Source organism: Streptococcus sp. HMSC076C08, assembly GCF_001810825.1.
In the GTDB taxonomy this organism is placed as follows: Bacteria; Bacillota; Bacilli; order Lactobacillales; family Streptococcaceae; genus Streptococcus.
In genome coordinates this window covers 234611-253379 of sequence record NZ_KV802734.1, presented here as the reverse complement: position 1 = coordinate 253379, position 18769 = coordinate 234611, and the positions used below count along the sequence as shown (strand labels likewise).

Here is an 18769-nt window from a genome sequence, read left to right as displayed (position 1 = left end):
AATGGCTTTTGGACTATCATCGTCTTTATCCGTTACTGTAACAGTTGAGCCGTTGGTTACGACCTTGTTGTCTTCACCCTTAGAGTCTTTTTCACCAACATTTGTCACTTCCACTGTGCCGTCATGTTTGACTTGGAAAGTGATGTCCGTTACTTTGAGGTAACCAGTTGGAGCGGCTTCCTCATGGAAGGTGTAAGTGCCAGGTGCCAAGCTCAATTCTTTAGACTTACCAGCTTCTGAAGTCCTGCTTTCTACAGCTGTGCCTTCTGCCTTGTCGCCCTTGTAGATCTTGATTTGAGCGCCTGCGATTTCTGTTCCACCAAGGCTAACCTTGCTGAAGGTAATCTTACGTGGACTATCGTCATCTTTATCAGTGACTTTGATTGTTGAACCATCGGTTACGACTGTATTGTCCTCGCCTTTAGCATCCTTAGTACCAACATTCGTCACTTTAACTGTTCCATCATAGTTGACTTGGAAAGTGATATCCGTTACTTTGAGGTAACCAGTTGGGGCTGCTTCCTCATGGAAGGTGTAAGTGCCAGGTGCCAAGCTCAATTCTTTAGACTTACCAGCTTCTGAAGTCCAGCTTTCTACAGCTGTACCTTCTGCCTTATCGCCCTTGAAGATCTTGATTTGTGCACCTGCGATTTCAACCCCACCAAGACTAATTTTACTGAACGTGATTTTACGAGCTACATCGTCATCTTTATCAGTAACTGTCAGAGTTGAATTCTGGGCTACAACACGATTGTCTTCGCCTTTAGAATCTTTTTCACCTACTTTTGTCACTTCAACAGTACCGTTAGGTTTGACTTGGAAAGTGATATCCGTTACTTTGAGGTAACCAGTTGGGGCTGCTTCCTCATGGAAAGTGTAGATGCCTGGTTCAAGATTCAATTGCTTAGGTTGGTCAGTTGAAGTCCAGCTTTCTATGGCTGTGCCTTCTGCCTTGTCGCCCTTGTAGATCTTAATCTGTGCACCAGCGATTTCATTTCCTCCAAGGTTTACCTTACTGAAGGTAATTGGTTTTGGACTAGTATCCTCTTTATCGGTAATAGTCAGAACTGGACCAGCTGCAAGAACAGTGTCATCAGCTCCCTTATTCTTAATAGTGATAGAACCGTCAGCATTAACAGTAAAAGTAATATCTCCTACAAATTGATATCCCTCTGGAGCATCGAACTCTCTTAGAGTGTAGGTCCCTGGTGCCAGCTTAATCACTTTAGAAGTGTCAGCTACAGTAGTCCAGTCTGCAACAGGTGCCTCTTCAAGATTAACTGTATCTCCACTATAGATTTTCAGTTCCGCTCCTGGAATTTCTTTTCCATTTGGATCCACCTTTTTGAAAGTAATTTCTTTTTCAGTTGGAGTCTTCGGAGGTGTCTTCTTATTTTCAATTCGACGTTCTACAGATTTGTCTGAGCCAAACTCATCTGGAGAAATTTTAATATCTTCAGTTAATTTGTCATAGCCAAGAGGAGCAGTTACTTCACGAATTGTATAGTTGTCTCGCAACAATTTGCCTACACTAGCGTTACCATCAGAATCTGTTGTCAATCGTCCAACAACAGCTTGGTTACGATCACGAATTACTTCAAAAACTGCACCTTGCAAAGGTTGGCCTGCTTCGTCTACCTTATGAATTTTAATGGTGAAAACATATCCTTCCGCAACACCACCTGCAATCTGGTAGGTACGTGTGCTTGTTGATTGTTCATTCTCACTACCATTGTAGCTCATGTTGGCTACGTTCGTGATTTCCTCACCATCAACTAGATCATAATTCGCTTTAGCTCGATACTCGATCATATAACCAAAACCATTAGTATCTCCTAAAGGAAGGGTGAAACCATCACCATTCGCATTTACCACTAGTTGGTTTTTAAAGGTTTCGGTCATATCCTGAGCATTAGTCCATTTCCAGTCTCCGTTATTCCAACTCCAATCTACTTTGTAAATACGAAAAGTATCTGGTAGGAAGGTCATATTTGGAGAAGAGAAAGCATCTTTGATAGTGACATCACTGTAGTTCGCCATATTGCGGTTTACAGTAATGTTATAACGGATTACATTTTTCTCGTCATCCTTGTATTGGAAGGAACTCTTTTCAATTTTAGAGTCGTATTTCCCTGGAGGGCCGTTGTAACGGATTTTCCCTGCAAATAGAACTCTATGTCCTACAGTAATATTGACATCAATGTCTTTTTCTTCTGAAACAACATCATGGTCAACTCGAACATAGACAAAGAATTTCCCCCTAACGCCAGAATTATTCTCAACAAACTTTGTGTAAGTTAGAGTAATCGTTTTGCTAGCTGCATCTAAACGACCAGTAGCTACAAGATTGTTAGAAGCATCTCGTAATTCAATGTCTGAAGAGTTTGAAAATGTAATCTCTGATGGCAATTGAAGTGTTGTTGTATCACCTTCATGCACCGTATTATCTGGCAAAACAAAATCTGCAGTAAGACGGAATTCTTGCCAAATATCCAACCCTTGCGTTAAAGCTTCACCAGATCTGTTTTCAACACCAACACTAGTGATCACATCATTATACTCTGTCGCATGTACTTGCGTCAGAGGAGCAAATGATTGGAGAATAACTCCCAAACAAAGAATAAGGATCTGAATCCAAGATCTTATTTTCTTGTTCATTTAATCTTCCTTTCTTATATTATTCAGTTGTAAATGTACAATGTAATAGTAAACTAACTGATTGTCCCCAACTAATCACCATTCTCCTTTTTCAAGCGAAAATTATTAGCCACATTACATCCACATTTTATCATACTATGAAGAAAAAGGCTAGGACTATCAAGCAAAATTTTATAAAAAAAATCCAATTTTTTCTTATGGTTTGAAATCGACTTTTTCACAACCGTATATTAACCTCTTTGTGTCTTTTCTTCCCCTATCACCGAAACAGAATCCAGTATATTTTACCGCTATTTTTTAAAAAATAAGTTCATCTCGTTTTCGATACCAGATAATGTTTTTATCATTTTGGGTATCTGATTTCATAAACGCTAAAATTGCTCTAGAGAGAATACTTCTACCCATTAAAAAGACCAGGTTTCCCTGGTCTTTCTGAGATACATTTAGAAGAAATACTTATTCATTCTAGTCTTCTTTTTTACCTTTAGTGGCCACTAATCCTGCACTCAAACCAAGAAGAGCTAAACCTGCTGCTAGGGCTGCTTGACTTGCTGCACTTCCTGTATTTGGCAACTGCTCTTTTTGAACCTGACTAGCTGCACTTGAAGCAATTTCTTTTGTATCAGCTTCTTCTGAAACTTGTGGTTTTGTAGCTTCTTGCGGTACTGGCTTAGTTGTTTCACTAGCTGTACCGACTTCTACAATGAGATCCTGAGCCATAACTTTATCATAGCTATCCTTTTCAGTTCGCTTACCATTTTCAACTTCGATCAAGTGAACACGGACACCTTTTTGACCTTCTTGTAGAACACGAGTTTGACCCGCTGGAAGCTTATCATTCTTTTGTTCCTGAACTTTGAAATCAATGATTTCTTCTTCTGAGATAAGCTCTGGAAGATTAAGAACGAGGTTCTTCACTTCGTCTTCTGGAAGAGAAGTTCCTGGTTTTGTTCCAACTTCTACTATACGATCTTGAGCAGCGACTTTATCATAAGTTTCTTTAAGCTGACGTTTTCCATTTTCCACTTCAATCAAGTGAAGACGGATACCTTTTTGACCTTCTTGGAGGATACGAGTTTCTCCTAGGTACAACTTATCAGACTTACGTTCCTGAACCTTGAAGTCAATTGTTTCTTCTTCGATTACAAGTTCTGGTCTGTCAAGGACAAGATTCTTCACTTCATCTTCTGGAAGGGCGGTTCCTGGTTTTGTTCCAACCAAGACGATGCGGCCTGTCGGAACCTCTACCACTTCCCGAAGTTTTTCTTCCTTACTTCCATCAGGATTAATCGCTGTAAAGATACGTTCTTTACCAACTTTTCCTTCCTGTTCTACACGAGTTTCACCTAGATACAGTGTTGGATCCTTTTTCTCAACTGTCTTGTAGGCCAAATCGTTTTCAACAAATTCGAGTTTTGGAAGTTCCTCTTGTACAGCAGCAACAGTCTTCTCAGAAACTGGTTTTTCCTTGGTCAAGTGGATACGGTATTCCTTGACTTGTTTTCCACTTTCTGAAACAAGGCGAACAAGTACTGGAAGGCTATCGTCTCCGCTATCTACAACTGTTGAAGCCACTTGATTGCTTTCTTCAACTGAAACTTTTGGACGTTGACCTTTATAGGTGATTTGGTAGTCTTGACGATCTTCAGCGAAGTCAGGAAGTTCTTTTCCATCTACAAGAATCTTCGATTGAGTACTATCTTTTGCTTTTTCACTTGGAGCCAAGAAAGTCATTTCAACAAGAGCAATTCCTTTCTTGTCTGCTTTTCGTTCCATGCGCCATCTCAAAGCTTTAGCGTTTACTGCTTTAAATGTTAGGTTGATGTCATCACCAGCCTGGATTTCTTTGTCAGCTTTATAAGGAACCGTCTCCCAGTTCTCTGGTTTGTTGAATGGGTGAGTTGCGTCATAAGCTTGATAGTTAGAATAATAGGTCGGCACTTCAAACTCTGGACCAATATAACGTTCCAATACGAGTTTAGATGGTGCGTCCGTACCACTGTCAGCAAAGAAGCGGAGTTTGGCTTGATCAACAGTACGCTCTACAATCTTACCATTTTCACGGAAAATAACACCTACTGAAACTTCTGGATTAGCTGAAGGTGTTGCTGACCAGTTTGTCCAACGACGACTCTCATCCTGATTACCATCATTGATGTAATCAATTCTATCTTTTGAATTCTTGTCAATATCATTAGTAGCAGAGGCAAATGCACGGTTTCCATTTTCATTGTAGTTAGGGTTATCTGAGAGAGACTCGCCTAGTTTGTCTGTCACTCGTACAGTGAACTCAGCAACAAGATCACTACCAAGGACATGGCCTCGAACGGTAAATTGACCTGCTTTTGTCAGATTTTCTGCTGGAACTTCTTCCCATTCAACTGCCAAGTCTTTGGTTTCGTAGCCGTCTTTACCTGTGAAGTAAACAGGAACTTTAGTTGGCAATTCAAGCGGTTGCCCTACTTGTAGCAAGCGAGCTTGTTTGACCGCGGCAACTGGTTTACGAGAGAGCAAGTCTTTATTGCTTGTAAAGTGTAGACGGTATTCTCCTAGGATATCACCATTTTCAGCCTTCGCGATAACACGAACTGGCTCACCTTCACGAACACTTGGAACGACGGTGGCGAGACCATTGTTGCTAACACTTGCTGTTACTGCAGGAACTTTTCCATCTACAGACTCAAGGTAGTAGTCTGTCAAATCTGGGTTAAAGTTTGCTAAGTCTTTACCGTCAACTTGGATTCTTGTTTGTCCTTGTTTAGCTGCCGCAACTTGTTTCGCAAAAATTTGTACTTCTGTGATAGACGTTCCTTTCTTGCTATCAAGTCGAACCATACGAATGCGAACCGCATAGGTCTCAACTTTATCAAAGCTGAAATGATTCATTTCTCCAGCTTTTAATTGAGCTGGTGCTTTGAGATTGCTTACCTCTTTCCAGTTTGCAGGATCATTAAAGGCATGGTTTTCCTCACCTACAAAGCTAGGGTTTTTAGGGGCTGTTGGAACGGTCTTCCCGACATAATATTCAATCACATAAGACTTCGGTACGCCAACTCCGTGGTCTTCGTGGAATCCGACACTTAGATTATCAACTGAACGTTTGCTCAAAATACCTGAATCTCCGAATAGGACACCAACTGAAGCTTCTGGATTACTACGGTTCCAGTTTGTCCAACGGTTAGCTGGGCGGTCATTAAAGGAAATCAATTTATCGTTGACGTTTGAAACAGGATCAGTTGGATTTGAGTCTGAAGCAAAGGCAAGTGGCAATTCTGAACCGGTCCATTGGTCAGAAATGTTTGCTCCCTTCTCAGTTTGAGCAGATACGCGAACATGAAGTTTAGTTGTTAATTGCGTACCTTCTAGGCGACCATTAACTGTAAAGACACCTTCCTTGGCGTATTGCTCTGGACGAATCGTATCCCAAGTAACCTTAGCTGATGAAACGTGACCATTTGAATCATAGGTACGAACGCTTTCTGGTAATTGTGGTGCTTCTGAGATTGGGGTTGTCACACTGACTTCTTCAACTGAAACGATGCCTTCTACAGATACTTTAGCACGCGCTTCAAGATCCAGACCTTCAACTTTACCTAGAACTTCAAAGGTTTGATAGTGGTCGAGTTTTTCTTTTGGAATGGCTTGCCAAGTGACTTTGTGCGCTTTAGGGAAACCTTTGTCATACTCAACCGTTACTGTTGCTGGAAGAGTAGGTTCTTGATGCAAGTCTGTTACTACGTTTACTGGACGGATAGATTGGGCTACTTTTTTCTCAGTATTGGCCTGGATCGTAAGATCGATTTGACCTGTAGCCCCCTCATATTCTGCTTTGAGAGTGACTGTTCCTGGCTTATGCAACTCAAGCATTCCTTTACGAACTGCGACTTCCCCTTCACCACTTGTAGAGAAGGTCACCTTATCTGCTGGTAGAACTGCTTGTGTTCCGTCTTGATAGTGTGCAAGGACAGACAATTTCACTGTTTGGTCTTCTTTAAGACCGTCAGCTTGCTCTACTTGTAAGCTCAAGTGGTCAATTTTTGGTGCTTCTTCAAGGAATTGAATTGCATATGTTTGAAGAGGTCCACCATCTTTTGGTTGAACATAGATGCTTGCACGCATGCCGTTTGCTGCACTTGCTTGGACTACAGTAACATCCGCATTTTCAGCACTTGCTACAACTTCTGGCAAGGATGCACCGTAAGCAAGAGTTCGATATTGCATTGGATTTTGAGTAGTAAGACCAGTGACAGATTCGCCACCAACAGTTACATTTGGTACTGCAGGAGCCGCAGGATTACCTTCTTCTACCACAAGGGTAGCGTGAATAGTCTCACCACCCAGTTGACCAGTCATTTGAATACGTGATCCTGCAACTGACAGTTTAGCTTTATCTGCTTCCGAAATCTCCCACTTATCAACTTCGTATTCTTGTACGCTTCCATCCGTAACAGCAATAGAAACGTATTTGTCAACAGCGCTCAAGTCTGTTCCTGGAGCAACACGCTTAACAGTTGGAAGCTCATTTGCGATTGCTAGAATTTCGACACGGGCCTCAACTTCGCGTCCGTCTGCCATACCTTTAACAGTCACAACTCCTGCTTGGCTCACATCAACTGAAGACCAAGTTACTGGACGTTTTTCACGACTGCCATCACTGTAGATAAAACCGACTGTCTTCGGCATTTTTGGCTCTTTCTCAATAACAGTACGTACTTTTGGTACTTCTGTTCCGAGAACGGTCTTTTCTTGGTCTTCTTTTTTACCAGTAAAGACCGTTACTTGACCAGATTTCAAGAGATCTGAATGGGCTGTTAGAGTGAATTTACCTGCTTGCTCAGTTGATTTAACAATGGCAACCCCTTTACCGTTAAAGGCTCTGCGGATCCAAGAACCATCAGGTTGTGCCTTGTAGCGTTCACGGCTGGCTTGTTCCCCATTATCAACACCGACCAGTTGACCTTGTCCATGCAATTGGAAACGAACCAAATTATTGGCAGTTGGTACCACATTTCCTTGGCTGTCTACGATTTCATAGTAGATGTAAGTCAAGTCTTTTCCATCTGCAGCGATTGCGTGTTCTTCCTTGATGAGACGAACACCTGCAGGTTGACCTGCAGTGGTAATCTTGTCACGTGCAATTTCTTTACCAGCTTCATCACGAGCTACTGCTTCTAAGGTACCTGGTTGGTAAGCAACCTTCCACTCAAGATAGAGTTCCTTAGCATTGGCACCTTCTTGGTAGGTACGACCATCACTAGTTTGTTTTTTGTTGAACTTTTTAACACCGAGAGATTGACCGTTCAAGAACAATTCAACACTTGCAGCGTTTGAGTAGGCACGAACTGGGATCTTACCTTCTGAGTCAGCAACTTTGTCTGCTAATTCTCTATTTTCCCAGTTCCAGTGAGGAAGAAGGTGTACCATCGGTTTCTTCTTGGCAGAAACCCATTGGCTTTGGTAGAGATAAAAGTCATTTTTTGGAATACCAGCTGTATCTACGATACCAAAGTAAGAGCTCTTAACAGGAGTTTGGTTTTGGTTGTGCCATGGTGTAGGCTCACCGATATAGTCCGTACCTGTCCAGATAAACTGTCCAGCATAGCCAGCGTTGTCACGGTCAAAGGTCCATGAATCTGTTGCCGTTTTACCCCAGTTAACCCGGTCATTACCATAGTCAGACTGTTCGTAATGACGTTCAGGTCCGTTACTATGTTTTAATTCACTTTCAGGACGATAATAGCTACCGCGTGTACGGGTTGCAGAAGATGTTTCTGAACCATAAATCAACCAGTTTGGATGTTTCGCACGAAGTTTCTTGTAGTTGTCTTCTGAATAGTTGAAACCAACTGCATCCAGTTCATTAGCAATTTTCTCATGATCACCGCTACCATCACCAAAGCGGAACTTATCTGCTCCCATAGTAACATAACGTGTAGTATCAACATCTTTAATCACTTTTACTAAGCGTTTAACCGTTGCAAGAGAGTGAGCCTTTCCATCGGCTTCACCGATTTCGTTTCCGATAGACCACATGAAGACAGCTGGGTTATTTTTATCTCTTTCGACCATGGTACGAAGATCGTAGTCAGACCATTTTTCACCTTTTCTAGCTTCTGGGTGAGTAGCGTCTTTTTCAAAGAAACGTCCGTAGTCATAAGGTTTCTTACCACCATACCACGTATCAAAGGCCTCTTCCTGAACCAGCAAACCAAGTTCTGCTGCGATTTGCAAGGTCTGTGGACTTGCAGGGTTATGAGTTGTACGGATGGCGTTAACGCCCATCTCCTTCATTTGTTTGAGACGACGGTATTCTGCCTTATAGTTTTCTTCTGCTCCAAGCGCTCCGTGGTCATGGTGCAAGGAAACACCATGGAATTTAATGCGTTCACCATTCAAAGAGAAACCTTCATTTGGAGTCCAATGATAGTAACGGTAACCAAACAAATCTTTCTTAGCATCAACCAATTGACCGTCACGGTAAACACGCGTAACCAGTTCATACAAGGCAGGTTTGTCATTTAAAACGGTCCAGAGTTTTGGTTGTTCAACTTCTAAAATCGCATCAAGACTTGTTGACTCATGTGCTTTCAAGGTACGGCTCGCTGTACGAACCAAACCTGTTACAGCCTGACCACCACGTTCAACGATTTGATACTCTGCCAGCAGTTCATGGTCTTTATCATCTGTATTGACGATTTTGCTTGCTACATGAGTTTCAACCTTGCCATGTTGCTGTTGTTCTAGCTTTGGTGTTAAGATGGTTGTCCCATTTTTCTCAACATGAACCTTATCTGTCACTTGCAAGGTCACATCACGGTAGATACCACTACCTGAGTACCAACGGCTACTTGGCTGTTTGTTAACCGCATGGACAGCAATCACATTCTCACGACCATCTTTGTGAAGGTATTTGGTGATATCGTATGAGAACTGGTTATAACCATTTGGATAATGCCCCACTAACTGGCCATTGACATAGACTTGAGAGTCCATATAGACACCATCAAAAGTGACACGAACATTTTTCTTGAGATCTTTTTCATCAAGTTTAAAGGTCTTGCGATACCAAGCTTCACCACCATTGAGCTGTCCACCCTCGTTTTGGGCAGGTGACTGATGGTCAAAATCGTTAAAGATACTCCAGTCGTGTGGGAGATCCAATTTTTGCCATGTTGATACGTCGGCATCTGATTTCACAGCTTCTTTAGGGTTCGCATTGAGTTTAAAGTGCCAATTTTGATTAAAATTCACTTTTCTATCTTCAATCATTTGATTCACTTCTTCATTTGTCGCAGCTTTCAACTCTTCCTTGACAGGCTTTTCTTGACTTGAAGCTTGAGATTCTACCTTTGGAGCTGTTTCTTCAGGTTTTAGAGATGCTTTCTCCTCTTTTGGAGCTACAGGTTCCTCTTCTTTCACCTCTGGTTTGCTTGCTTCAATTGGAGCAGCTTGACTTTGGTCGACACTTGCAGCATCCTTGTGCTCTGTTACAGCTTGATTTTCTTTTTCCTCCACTGCCGGACTTTCCTCTTTTGCTTGTTCAACAGTGTGAGTAATTGGAGTTTCATCCGCGAAAACTGGTGATTCTCCAATGACACTTCCTCCAAATAGAACCGCACAGGTTCCAATCATGACAGAGCAAGCGCCTACGGCAAACTTACGAATGCTGTAGACTCTTTTACGATTCCAATGGCCTTTTTCCATAAAATCCTCCTTTGGTAACCGCTTCCATTTATTTGTAAGCGTATTACTTTTTCATAGCCTTTTACCCTTATTTTATAAAATAATATAGGAAATTTCAATACCCTAAACACAAAAAATCATATTTTTGATTGTTTTTTCTAAAATTTGTAGAAGACTCAAAAAAAGTGAATGTAGATTTAGAACAAAAACAAACAAATTTTTGACACTCAGTTAAATAGTATAAAAAAAGTTCCTTTTGTAAGGAACTCCTTTTACTTATAATTAAAGATTCCCCCTGCCAACTTATCGGCTAATTTGGGAAAGAGGGTATAAAACTTATAGGCTAGGTTCAACAAAACTGGTAGATTGAGTTCCCGTTTGTTTTTTCCTATGATTTTGACAATCTTTCTAGCCACTGCATCTGGTTCTAAGAGAAATCGATCAACCGACTTGAGGTAGGTCCCATCTGGGTCAGCCTGGTCAAAAAATCCTGTGCGGATTGGACCTGGATTAACCGTCGTTAGATAGACACCGTAGGGAATCAGTTCGAGGCGCAGCGCATTTGAAAATCCAATAGCCGCAAATTTGGTTGCTGAGTAAAGGCTGGACTTAGCTGTTGCAATCAATCCTGCCATGCTGACGATATTGATGATATGGCCTTTTCGGCTTTCTTTCATACGAGCTGCAAGACGACGAGACAGATTCATCAGGGCAAAGGTATTGACCTCAAACATCTGGTGAATGTCTTGATCAGAAATCTGGTCGAAATCTTCAAAAATTCCATATCCAGCGTTGTTAATCAAAACATCAATCTTGCCATAACGGAGATAGAGGTCAGCTACCAGAGCTTCTAGGGCTGAGTCATCAGTAATATCGATTTCAATCCATTCCACATTAGGATGCTTTGCATATAGTTGGGCTAGTTTTTCCTTGTTTCTACCTAGCAAGATGAGTTGGTCATTTGGCAAGAGTTTGACCATTTCTTGGGCTAAACCACCGCTAGCTCCAGTGATGATGATAGTGCGCATCTCTATTCCTTTCAAAGTGTTGGTTAATTTAATGAAATCTTTTTCCAGCTAAATAATGAGCATAAGCTTGATCAATGACAGGAGCAAACAGATGATAATCTTCCCAGTCACCTAAAAATTCTAAAGGCAAGTCATATAAGTCATTGACTACAAATTCGGAGTAATCATCCATATACCGATGTTCATAATAGTCATTTACAAAAGCCAGAAAATCCTTTGTAATATCCATTGTTCCCAGTTTACCATCGCACCAGTCTAAAAGATAATCAACACCCAAAGTTTGCTCATTTTTTACACTTTGGAATACCGTTTCTTCATCAGGAGACATCATTTCTTTGGCATCATGCTGGATGAGCCAAGTAACGAAAAAACCGATATGATTCGCAGCCCAACGATAAATCTCCCGATAATTTTTTTGAGTTAGCTCTTCTTTTTGTAATTGATAGCTTTGCAAGTAGTTGGTTAATGCATTCTCAAAATACCAATCTGCTTTATCCAATACACGATTTTCAACAGTCATCTTATTTCCCTCTCAACGAACTATAACATTATAACTCAACTTCTTCCAAGTCTTTAACCACATGGACATTTTCAAAAACAGTTGCTGCATCTTTCTTGAGCTGGCTGATATCTTTTGAGAGGAAACGAGCACTGATATGATTGAGCAAGAGGCGTTTAGCACCGGCTTCTGCTGCTACTTGTGCTGCCTGCATATTGGTTGAGTGACCGTGGTTGCGGGCAATTTTTTCATCTCCTTTGCCATAAGTCGACTCGTGAACCAAGACATCGGCATTGACAGCTAGACGCACACTGGCATTGGTTTTTCGGGTATCACCCAGAATGGTGATAATCTTACCTGGACGTGGCGCTGAGATATAGTCAGCAGCTTTGATTTCAGTTCCGTCTTCTAGAACAACGTCCTGACCGTTTTTGATTTTTCCAAAGAGCGGTCCAAATGGCACACCCGCAGCTTTGAGTCTTTCAGCATCCAAGGTACCTTCTAAGTCCTTTTGCATGACACGATAGCCAACACAGAAAATAGTGTGGTCCAGCTCCTCTGCATACACAGTGAATTTATCGGTCTCAAGGATTTTTCCTAGAGAATCTTGGTCAATCTCATGAAAATGCATGCGGTAAGGCAGACGAGAACCTGACACACGTAGACTGGTTAAGACAAATGACTTGATCCCTTGTGGTCCATAAATGTCCAAATCTGTCTGCTCCTCATTGGCCTGAAAGGCACGGCTAGAAAGAAATCCTGGCAAGCCAAAAATGTGATCTCCATGCAGGTGAGTAATAAAGATTTTGCTGACCTTACGTGGTCGGATTGTGGTTTCCAGAATGCGATTTTGCGTTCCTTCTCCACAGTCAAAGAGCCAGACTTCGTTAATCTCGTCCAAGAGTTTCAGGGCGAGACTGGAAACGTTGCGGGCTTTAGAGGGCTGACCAGCCCCAGTTCCTAAAAATTGAATATCCATTCGATACTTTCTAATTAATCAATATATAACATGGCTGTGCGATTTTCCGATCGGAAATAGCGCTTGCCAGAAAAAGCAACAGCTTCTTGCAGTAAATCCTCTTGGCTGTAGCCTTTGAGACGCTTGCGACCATCTGCTAAACTTTCCAAATCAGTCAAAGCTGTGAGACTTTTTACGCTAACAACTTCTTCGTCTCCGGCATCCTTCATGTAAATCTTTCCAGACTCTTCAAAGACGAGTTGATGAGGGAAAATTTGCGCAATTTCAAAGAGCAAGTCAGCTGTGATTACTTCCTCAGCTTCTGAGAAAATCCGCCCCAGTCCCTCACTCTCATAGCAAAATCCAAAAGATTTACCCGACAGGTTCAGACGAATAAAAGGCTTATTTTCAAAGGTGAAACTTGGTTCAACATTGTAGAGATTCAGTTCCTGACTGAGTTCTGCAAAGTAATCTGTCGCAGCTTCAGGACTCTTTTTCTGGTAGAGTTCAGCAAAGTAGGCATTAACGACACTCGGAGGAGGTGTGATGAGAGCCAACTGCTCTTGCTCTGTTTTGCTAGCTAGAAGCTGATCTAGATAGACCTTATCCAGACTTGTATAACCTCCATACTTTAGAGCCAACGTTTTAATATCAGTCATAAAATTCCTCTAACCTCCATTTATTTTTCTCAGAAATGTAGCCTGTAATCACTTCCCCATCATCTTGATAGTCACGATCCTCCAGAATCGCTACATTTTCTAAATCATGAATCTTGTAAGACTTTGAAAAAGGCACGCGCAGGGTAAAGGGTTCGAAAATATCCTTGATTTTCTCCAAAAACAATGCTTGCAGCTGCTCACGACTATCCTCAGACTTGGCAGAAATGAGGGCATACGGCGTTTGGGTAGGCATGAAATCCTCCACCAAATCCGCTTTATTATAAAGGGTCAGGCGAGGAATATCCTCCATGTCCAAGTCTTTGATGATAGACAGAACCGTTTTTTCATGTTCCTCGTGATAAGGATTGCTGGCATCGATGACATGAACCAGAAGATCCACATGCTTGCTTTCTTCCAAAGTCGACTTGAAACTGGACACCAATTCAGTTGGCAAATCCTGGATAAAACCAACCGTATCAGTCAAGGTAACCTGAAGATTGCCCCCAAGATGGATACTCTTTGTCGTCGCATCCAGGGTCGCAAAGAGCTCGTCTGCTTCATACTGGGTCTTACTGGTCAAGGTGTTCATGATGGTTGATTTCCCAGCATTAGTATAACCAATCAAACCAATCTTAAAGGTGCTTGACTCCAGACGTTTTTCTCTGACTGTCGCCCGATTTTTCTCAACCACCTTGAGCTGGCGCTCGATATCTGTGATTTGATTACGAACACTACGACGGTTCAGTTCCAGCTGGCTTTCACCTGGACCACGGGAACCAATTCCCCCTGCCTGGCGGCTGAGCATAATCCCCTGACCAACCAAGCGAGGTAAGAGATACTTGAGCTGGGCTAGGTGGACTTGGAGTTTTCCTTCATGGCTTCGAGCCCGCATGGCAAAGATATCTAGAATCAACTGCATACGGTCAATCACCTTGACACCCAGAACTTCCTCTAGATTGACATTTTGCCGTGGAGTCAAACGATTATTGACAATGACAGTAGTAATTTCTTCTGCATCCACCATGAGCGCAATCTCTTCCAACTTACCAGAGCCAACAAAAGTCTTGGAATCATATTTTTCCCGTTTTTGTCTGTAACTACCTACTACGACTGCTCCAGCAGTCTTAGCCAGACTGGCCAACTCTTCCATGGAGAGGTCAAAATTGTCCATGCCCTGTAATTCCACACCAATGAGTAGGACGCGTTCCTCTTTTTTCTCCGTTTCAATCATCTAAAAACTCCTCTATCTGGCTTAAAATGCGGTCCTGCACGTCAGGCTCTCCTATCTGATAAAAGGTAACCTGCATACGATTACGGAACCAGGTCAGCTGACGCTTAGCAAAACGACGAGTCGCCTGCTTGAGACTCTCGTTCGCTTCCTCAAGAGTTTTCTCCCCACGGAAATAAGGAAAGAGTTCCTTGTAGCCAATTCCTTTAGCAGCCTGCGCATCAGGGTAATGGTCAAAAAGCCACTTAGCCTCATCCAAAAGCCCAGCCTCAAACATGAGGTCCACGCGATGGTTGATACGCTCATAGAGTTGACTCCGCTCATCATCCAAACAGATAATCAACGGTTGATACAAGGTCTCTTGATTTTCCAAATCTTGAGCAAAATGGGCGATTTCCAAGGCTCGCATGGCACGACGACGGTTAAACTGAGGAATTTCAAGACTTGCTTGCTCCACAAGATTGGCTAATTCTTCATCGGAATAAGACTCTAAACTAGCTCGATAGGCTAAAATCTCCTCATGAGGTGTCTCCCCACCTAGATGGTAGCCTTCCAGCAAACTCTGGATATAAAGCCCAGTACCTCCCGCTATAATAGCAAGCTTGCCACGGCTTTGAATATCCTCAATAGCCTTCTTAGCTTCCTTAACAAAATCAAAAGCCGAGTAAGACTCGGTCACCTCTCTGACATCAATCAAATGATGAGGAACAGCTGCTTGCTCCTCTGGGCTAGCCTTGGCCGTCCCAATATCCAACCCTCTGTATACTTGCTGACTGTCACCACTGACCACCTCTCCACCAAAGCGCTTGGCCACTTCAATAGCAAGGGCTGTCTTCCCAACAGCGGTCGGTCCAACAATCACAATTATTTTTGTTTTCATCTTTTTTCCTTGAAAAATTTCCATTTTTTCGTTACTATTATTATATCACAAAAAGGTCAGTCAGAAAAATGCTACCACTTTAGGAGCCTGGCTGATCGGGAAGATAAAGGAGGAAGACTCATGGCTAAAGGATTCGCTAAAGGTCTTGTAACAGGTGTCGCAGGAACTGTCGCTGCCGTTGCAGGTGCAGTATACGCAATTAAAAAGAAAGTGATTGAGCCAGAAGAGCAAAAAGCAGCTTTCATCGAAGAAAACCGTAAAAAAGCGGCTCGCCGTCGCGTATCACATTAAGCAACAAAAGAAGTTGAGAAATCTCAACTTCTTTTTATTTTCTTTTATACTCAATGAAAACCAAAGAACAAACTAGGAAGCTAGCCGCAGGTTACTCAAAGCACTGCTTTGAGGTTGTAGATAAGACTGACGAAGTCAGCTCAAAACACTGTTTTGAGGTTGTGGATAGAACTGACGAAGTCAGTCACCATACCTACGGTAAGGCGAAGCTGATGTGGTTTGAAGAGATTTTCTAAGAGTATTAAATAGCTAGGTCAAACTTCAGTTGCGGCTTAACCGGATTATAGTCAACCAACTCAAAGTCCTCCGCTTTGATATCAAAGAAATTGGTCCCATCAGGAACATTTAAAACCAAACGAGGTTGGCAGTTTGACGGCTCACGACGAAGCAATTCCTCTGCTTGTTCAAACTGATTATCATAGATATGAAGGTTGTTGATGAAGTAGAAGAACTTCCCAACCTTCCATCCAAAATGCTTGGCAATCATCATCTGAAGAGCCACATACTGCATAGCGTTAATGTGGTGAGCCACCAGCATATCATTCGAGCGCTGGGTCAAAGTCGCATCTAGATAGATGTCCCCATCTACTCGACGGACATCAAACATGGTCTGAAAGGCGCATGGAAGGAGGCCGTCTGTCTCCTCAAAAGCTTGGTAATCCCAGAGCGAGATGATATTTCGACGGTTCCAAGGGTTGGCTTCCAACTGCTTGAGAATCTTGTTGATGATATCGTGCTTTTTAACCACAGCCCCATAGCGCTCACCGATGGTTCCCGTGTCTCCCACTTCCCAGTCATTCCAGTAGTGAACATTGTACTTGCTATTTAGCACTTCTAGGCTATTAGACTGATCTTGGTAGATCCATAGTACTTCCTTGATGGCGGATTTGATAGCAATCGGGCGCAAGGTTGTGATGGGGAATTCCCCCTTGGCTAAGTCGTACTCAGCAAAGGCACCCGTTATGTACTTGGAGTTGGCAACAGTCCCATCCTTGTACTTGGGACGTGCTTGTTCAGAAAAGACGCCGTCTTTGAGGATTCGTTCAATATTCTCTTTAAAAATCATATCTGCTTTTGTCATTTACTCTCACCTCATTTATAGTCTTAACTAGTATAGCATAAAAAAAGAAAGGAGGAAAATCACTAGCTTTAAAGTAGTGTTTTTCCCCTTTCTTTATCTTATTGCAATACAAGCGACGCTGCTCCGATCACTCCAGCGTCATTTCCTAGAGTTGCAAGAGCTAATTTAGTTGTTGTGCGTACTTGTGGGAAGGTATTTTCGTCGTACACTTTTTGAACACCTTGGAGAAGGAATTCTCCTGCAGCTGACACACCTCCACCGATAACGATTGTTGATGGGTTGAGGATGGAGCCGATATTGGCACAAGCGATTCCCAAGTAACGCGAGAAGTTACGGTAAACGATCAAGGCAAGGTCGTCCCCTTCTTTTGCAAGGTCAAAGACAGTTTTTGCTGTTACTTCTTCACCGTCGTCGATCAAGCGTTTCAAGGCCGCATCGCCTTCGTATTCATCTGCATAACGACGAGTCAAGTTGACAATCCCTGTTGCTGAAGCAACTGTCTCAAGACAGCCTTTTTTACCACAGGTACATGCGATTGGTTGGTCAAAGTCAACAGTGATGTGGCCAAGCTCACCTGCTGCACCAGCAACACCGTGAAGCAATTTGCCTTCTGCCACGATACCACCACCAACACCAGTACCAAGTGTCATAAAGACAACGTCCGGTTGGTTGTCACCAGCCCCCATCCAGCGCTCACCAAGTGCAGCTACGTTGGCATCATTATCGATGAAGAATGGAATGCCCAAGGCTTTTTCAATCTTTTCTTTAATCGGTTGAAGGGTTTTCCAGTTAAGGTTGTAGGCACCGATAACAGTCCCTTTTTCACGGTCAACCACACCAGGTGATCCCATTCCAATGCCTCGGAAATCCGTAGCAGACAATCCAAGCAAGTCCAAACGATGCTGAATAGACTCAATCATATCGTCTACAATATGGCTTCCTTCGTCCAAAATATTGGTCTTGATAGACCATTTTTCTTGGATTTCTCCTTCTTGTGTTAAAATTGCGAACTTAACAGATGTCCCACCAAGGTCAATCCCAATAATCTTTTGACTCATCGTCTTCTCCTTTTTAATTGAAAATGCTTACAGATATAGTATAACAAAATCGTCTCTTTTGTGCAAAGGTTTGCATGAAAAAGTTACATCTAATAATTAATAACTATTTATCCCCTAAATGTTGAATGGCATAGTTGGCTTCTTCTTTTGTAAATTGTCCAAGCCAAGGATTAGTTAGCCTCTCATAAATTTTTGTCTTTGATAAATTGGTATTCTTTCGGAGTCCTCTTGCTTTAGCTAAGGCATTAGCCTTATAGTCTGCTTGCAAATGATTGATAGCATATTGTGCAGTGTCACTATTAAAACCTTCATAAATTAACATCTCATAAATTCCTTTTTTTGACAAATGAATCTTATTATAATCTTGTGCTGTCTTTAAAGCTGCTGAGTATGGATTCCCGTCTTCTGGTTTTGGTTGCCACACACCATCATATCCTACATGGTAACGGCCACCATCTACCCATTTGCCCCTTACCATTTTGCCTTCAGAATCAACATAGTAACGGCCACCATCTACCCACTGACTTTTAGCCATCCTACCATCTGATTTGAGATAATAATTTCCGACCCATTTGCTTCGAGCATAGCTGCCTTCTGCTGTTAGATAATAATAGGAACCATAGTTTTTGTCATAAATCCATTCACTTTTTACTATCTTTCCGTCAGAATCAACATAATACCGGCCACCATCTACCCATTCATTTTTGGCCATCTTACCATCTGATTTTAGATAGTAATTACCTACC

General features: G+C 42.2%; 12 protein-coding genes. 1 reads left to right on the top strand and 11 read right to left on the bottom strand.

Translation table 11 applies throughout. The features are described 5' to 3' along the window. The 8 genes from HMPREF2766_RS06325 to miaA form a co-directional block, all read right to left on the bottom strand. Positions 1-2658, bottom strand: a 2658-nt coding sequence (locus HMPREF2766_RS06325) for a SpaA isopeptide-forming pilin-related protein (protein WP_070568636.1), incomplete at its 3' end; no start/stop codon positions are given. A 465-nt stretch (positions 2659-3123) separates the two neighbouring features. Next, positions 3124-10362 (bottom strand): LPXTG-anchored adhesin/beta-galactosidase BgaA, encoded by a 7239-nt coding sequence (bgaA, locus tag HMPREF2766_RS06320; protein ID WP_070568632.1) that lies wholly within the window; start codon positions 10360-10362, stop codon positions 3124-3126. A 251-nt stretch (positions 10363-10613) separates the two neighbouring features. Beyond that, positions 10614-11369: an SDR family NAD(P)-dependent oxidoreductase gene (locus tag HMPREF2766_RS06315; RefSeq protein WP_001259143.1), complete on the bottom strand. Its 756-nt coding sequence runs from the start codon at positions 11367-11369 to the stop codon at positions 10614-10616. Positions 11370-11397: 28 nt separating this feature from the next. Next, positions 11398-11889 carry a DUF7832 domain-containing protein gene (locus tag HMPREF2766_RS06310; protein WP_000215494.1) on the bottom strand — a complete coding sequence of 164 codons (492 nt, stop codon included), beginning with the start codon at positions 11887-11889 and terminating at the stop codon, positions 11398-11400. Between the two features lie 28 nt (positions 11890-11917). After that, positions 11918-12847 (bottom strand): ribonuclease Z, encoded by a 930-nt coding sequence (gene rnz, locus HMPREF2766_RS06305; protein WP_070568629.1) that lies wholly within the window; start codon positions 12845-12847, stop codon positions 11918-11920. Positions 12848-12861: 14 nt separating this feature from the next. Then, positions 12862-13485: a cystathionine beta-lyase gene (locus HMPREF2766_RS06300; RefSeq protein ID WP_070568626.1), complete on the bottom strand. Its 624-nt coding sequence runs from the start codon at positions 13483-13485 to the stop codon at positions 12862-12864. After that, a complete protein-coding gene (hflX, locus tag HMPREF2766_RS06295) occupies positions 13478-14716 on the bottom strand; it encodes a GTPase HflX (RefSeq protein ID WP_070568622.1) in 1239 nt (412 codons plus the stop codon). Before hflX ends, HMPREF2766_RS06300 begins: the two co-directional genes overlap by 8 nt. After that, positions 14709-15593, bottom strand: a complete 885-nt coding sequence (miaA, locus tag HMPREF2766_RS06290) for a tRNA (adenosine(37)-N6)-dimethylallyltransferase MiaA (RefSeq protein WP_070568621.1) — start codon at positions 15591-15593, stop codon at positions 14709-14711. Before miaA ends, hflX begins: the two co-directional genes overlap by 8 nt. A 120-nt stretch (positions 15594-15713) precedes the next feature. Between miaA and HMPREF2766_RS06285 the strand changes: the two genes are divergently transcribed. Further along, positions 15714-15884, top strand: coding sequence for a DUF3042 family protein (locus tag HMPREF2766_RS06285; protein ID WP_001051782.1), 171 nt, complete (start codon positions 15714-15716; stop codon positions 15882-15884). 241 nt (positions 15885-16125) lie between these two features. Here the strand turns inward: HMPREF2766_RS06285 and HMPREF2766_RS06275 are convergent, their stop codons facing one another. The 3 genes from HMPREF2766_RS06275 to HMPREF2766_RS06265 all read right to left on the bottom strand — a co-directional run. Continuing rightward, positions 16126-16965: a thymidylate synthase gene (locus tag HMPREF2766_RS06275; RefSeq protein WP_070568616.1), complete on the bottom strand. Its 840-nt coding sequence runs from the start codon at positions 16963-16965 to the stop codon at positions 16126-16128. 98 nt (positions 16966-17063) lie between these two features. Then, entirely contained in the window at positions 17064-18023 is a 960-nt protein-coding gene (locus tag HMPREF2766_RS06270; RefSeq protein ID WP_000078589.1) for an ROK family glucokinase, read from the bottom strand. A gap of 103 nt (positions 18024-18126) precedes the next feature. Next, on the bottom strand, positions 18127-18769 hold a 643-nt coding region (locus HMPREF2766_RS06265; protein WP_186821423.1), incomplete at its 5' end, for an Ltp family lipoprotein.

Coding starts and splice junctions, on each gene's coding strand:
- HMPREF2766_RS06275 (WP_070568616.1), bottom strand. CDS start 16,965: ATGACAAAAGCAGATATGATTTTTAAAGAGAATATTGAACGAATCCTC.
- hflX (WP_070568622.1), bottom strand. CDS start 14,716: ATGATTGAAACGGAGAAAAAAGAGGAACGCGTCCTACTCATTGGTGTG.
- HMPREF2766_RS06300 (WP_070568626.1), bottom strand. CDS start 13,485: ATGACTGATATTAAAACGTTGGCTCTAAAGTATGGAGGTTATACAAGT.
- HMPREF2766_RS06315 (WP_001259143.1), bottom strand. CDS start 11,369: ATGCGCACTATCATCATCACTGGAGCTAGCGGTGGTTTAGCCCAAGAA.
- HMPREF2766_RS06285 (WP_001051782.1), top strand. CDS start 15,714: ATGGCTAAAGGATTCGCTAAAGGTCTTGTAACAGGTGTCGCAGGAACT.
- HMPREF2766_RS06310 (WP_000215494.1), bottom strand. CDS start 11,889: ATGACTGTTGAAAATCGTGTATTGGATAAAGCAGATTGGTATTTTGAG.
- HMPREF2766_RS06270 (WP_000078589.1), bottom strand. CDS start 18,023: ATGAGTCAAAAGATTATTGGGATTGACCTTGGTGGGACATCTGTTAAG.
- miaA (WP_070568621.1), bottom strand. CDS start 15,593: ATGAAAACAAAAATAATTGTGATTGTTGGACCGACCGCTGTTGGGAAG.
- bgaA (WP_070568632.1), bottom strand. CDS start 10,362: ATGGAAAAAGGCCATTGGAATCGTAAAAGAGTCTACAGCATTCGTAAG.
- rnz (WP_070568629.1), bottom strand. CDS start 12,847: ATGGATATTCAATTTTTAGGAACTGGGGCTGGTCAGCCCTCTAAAGCC.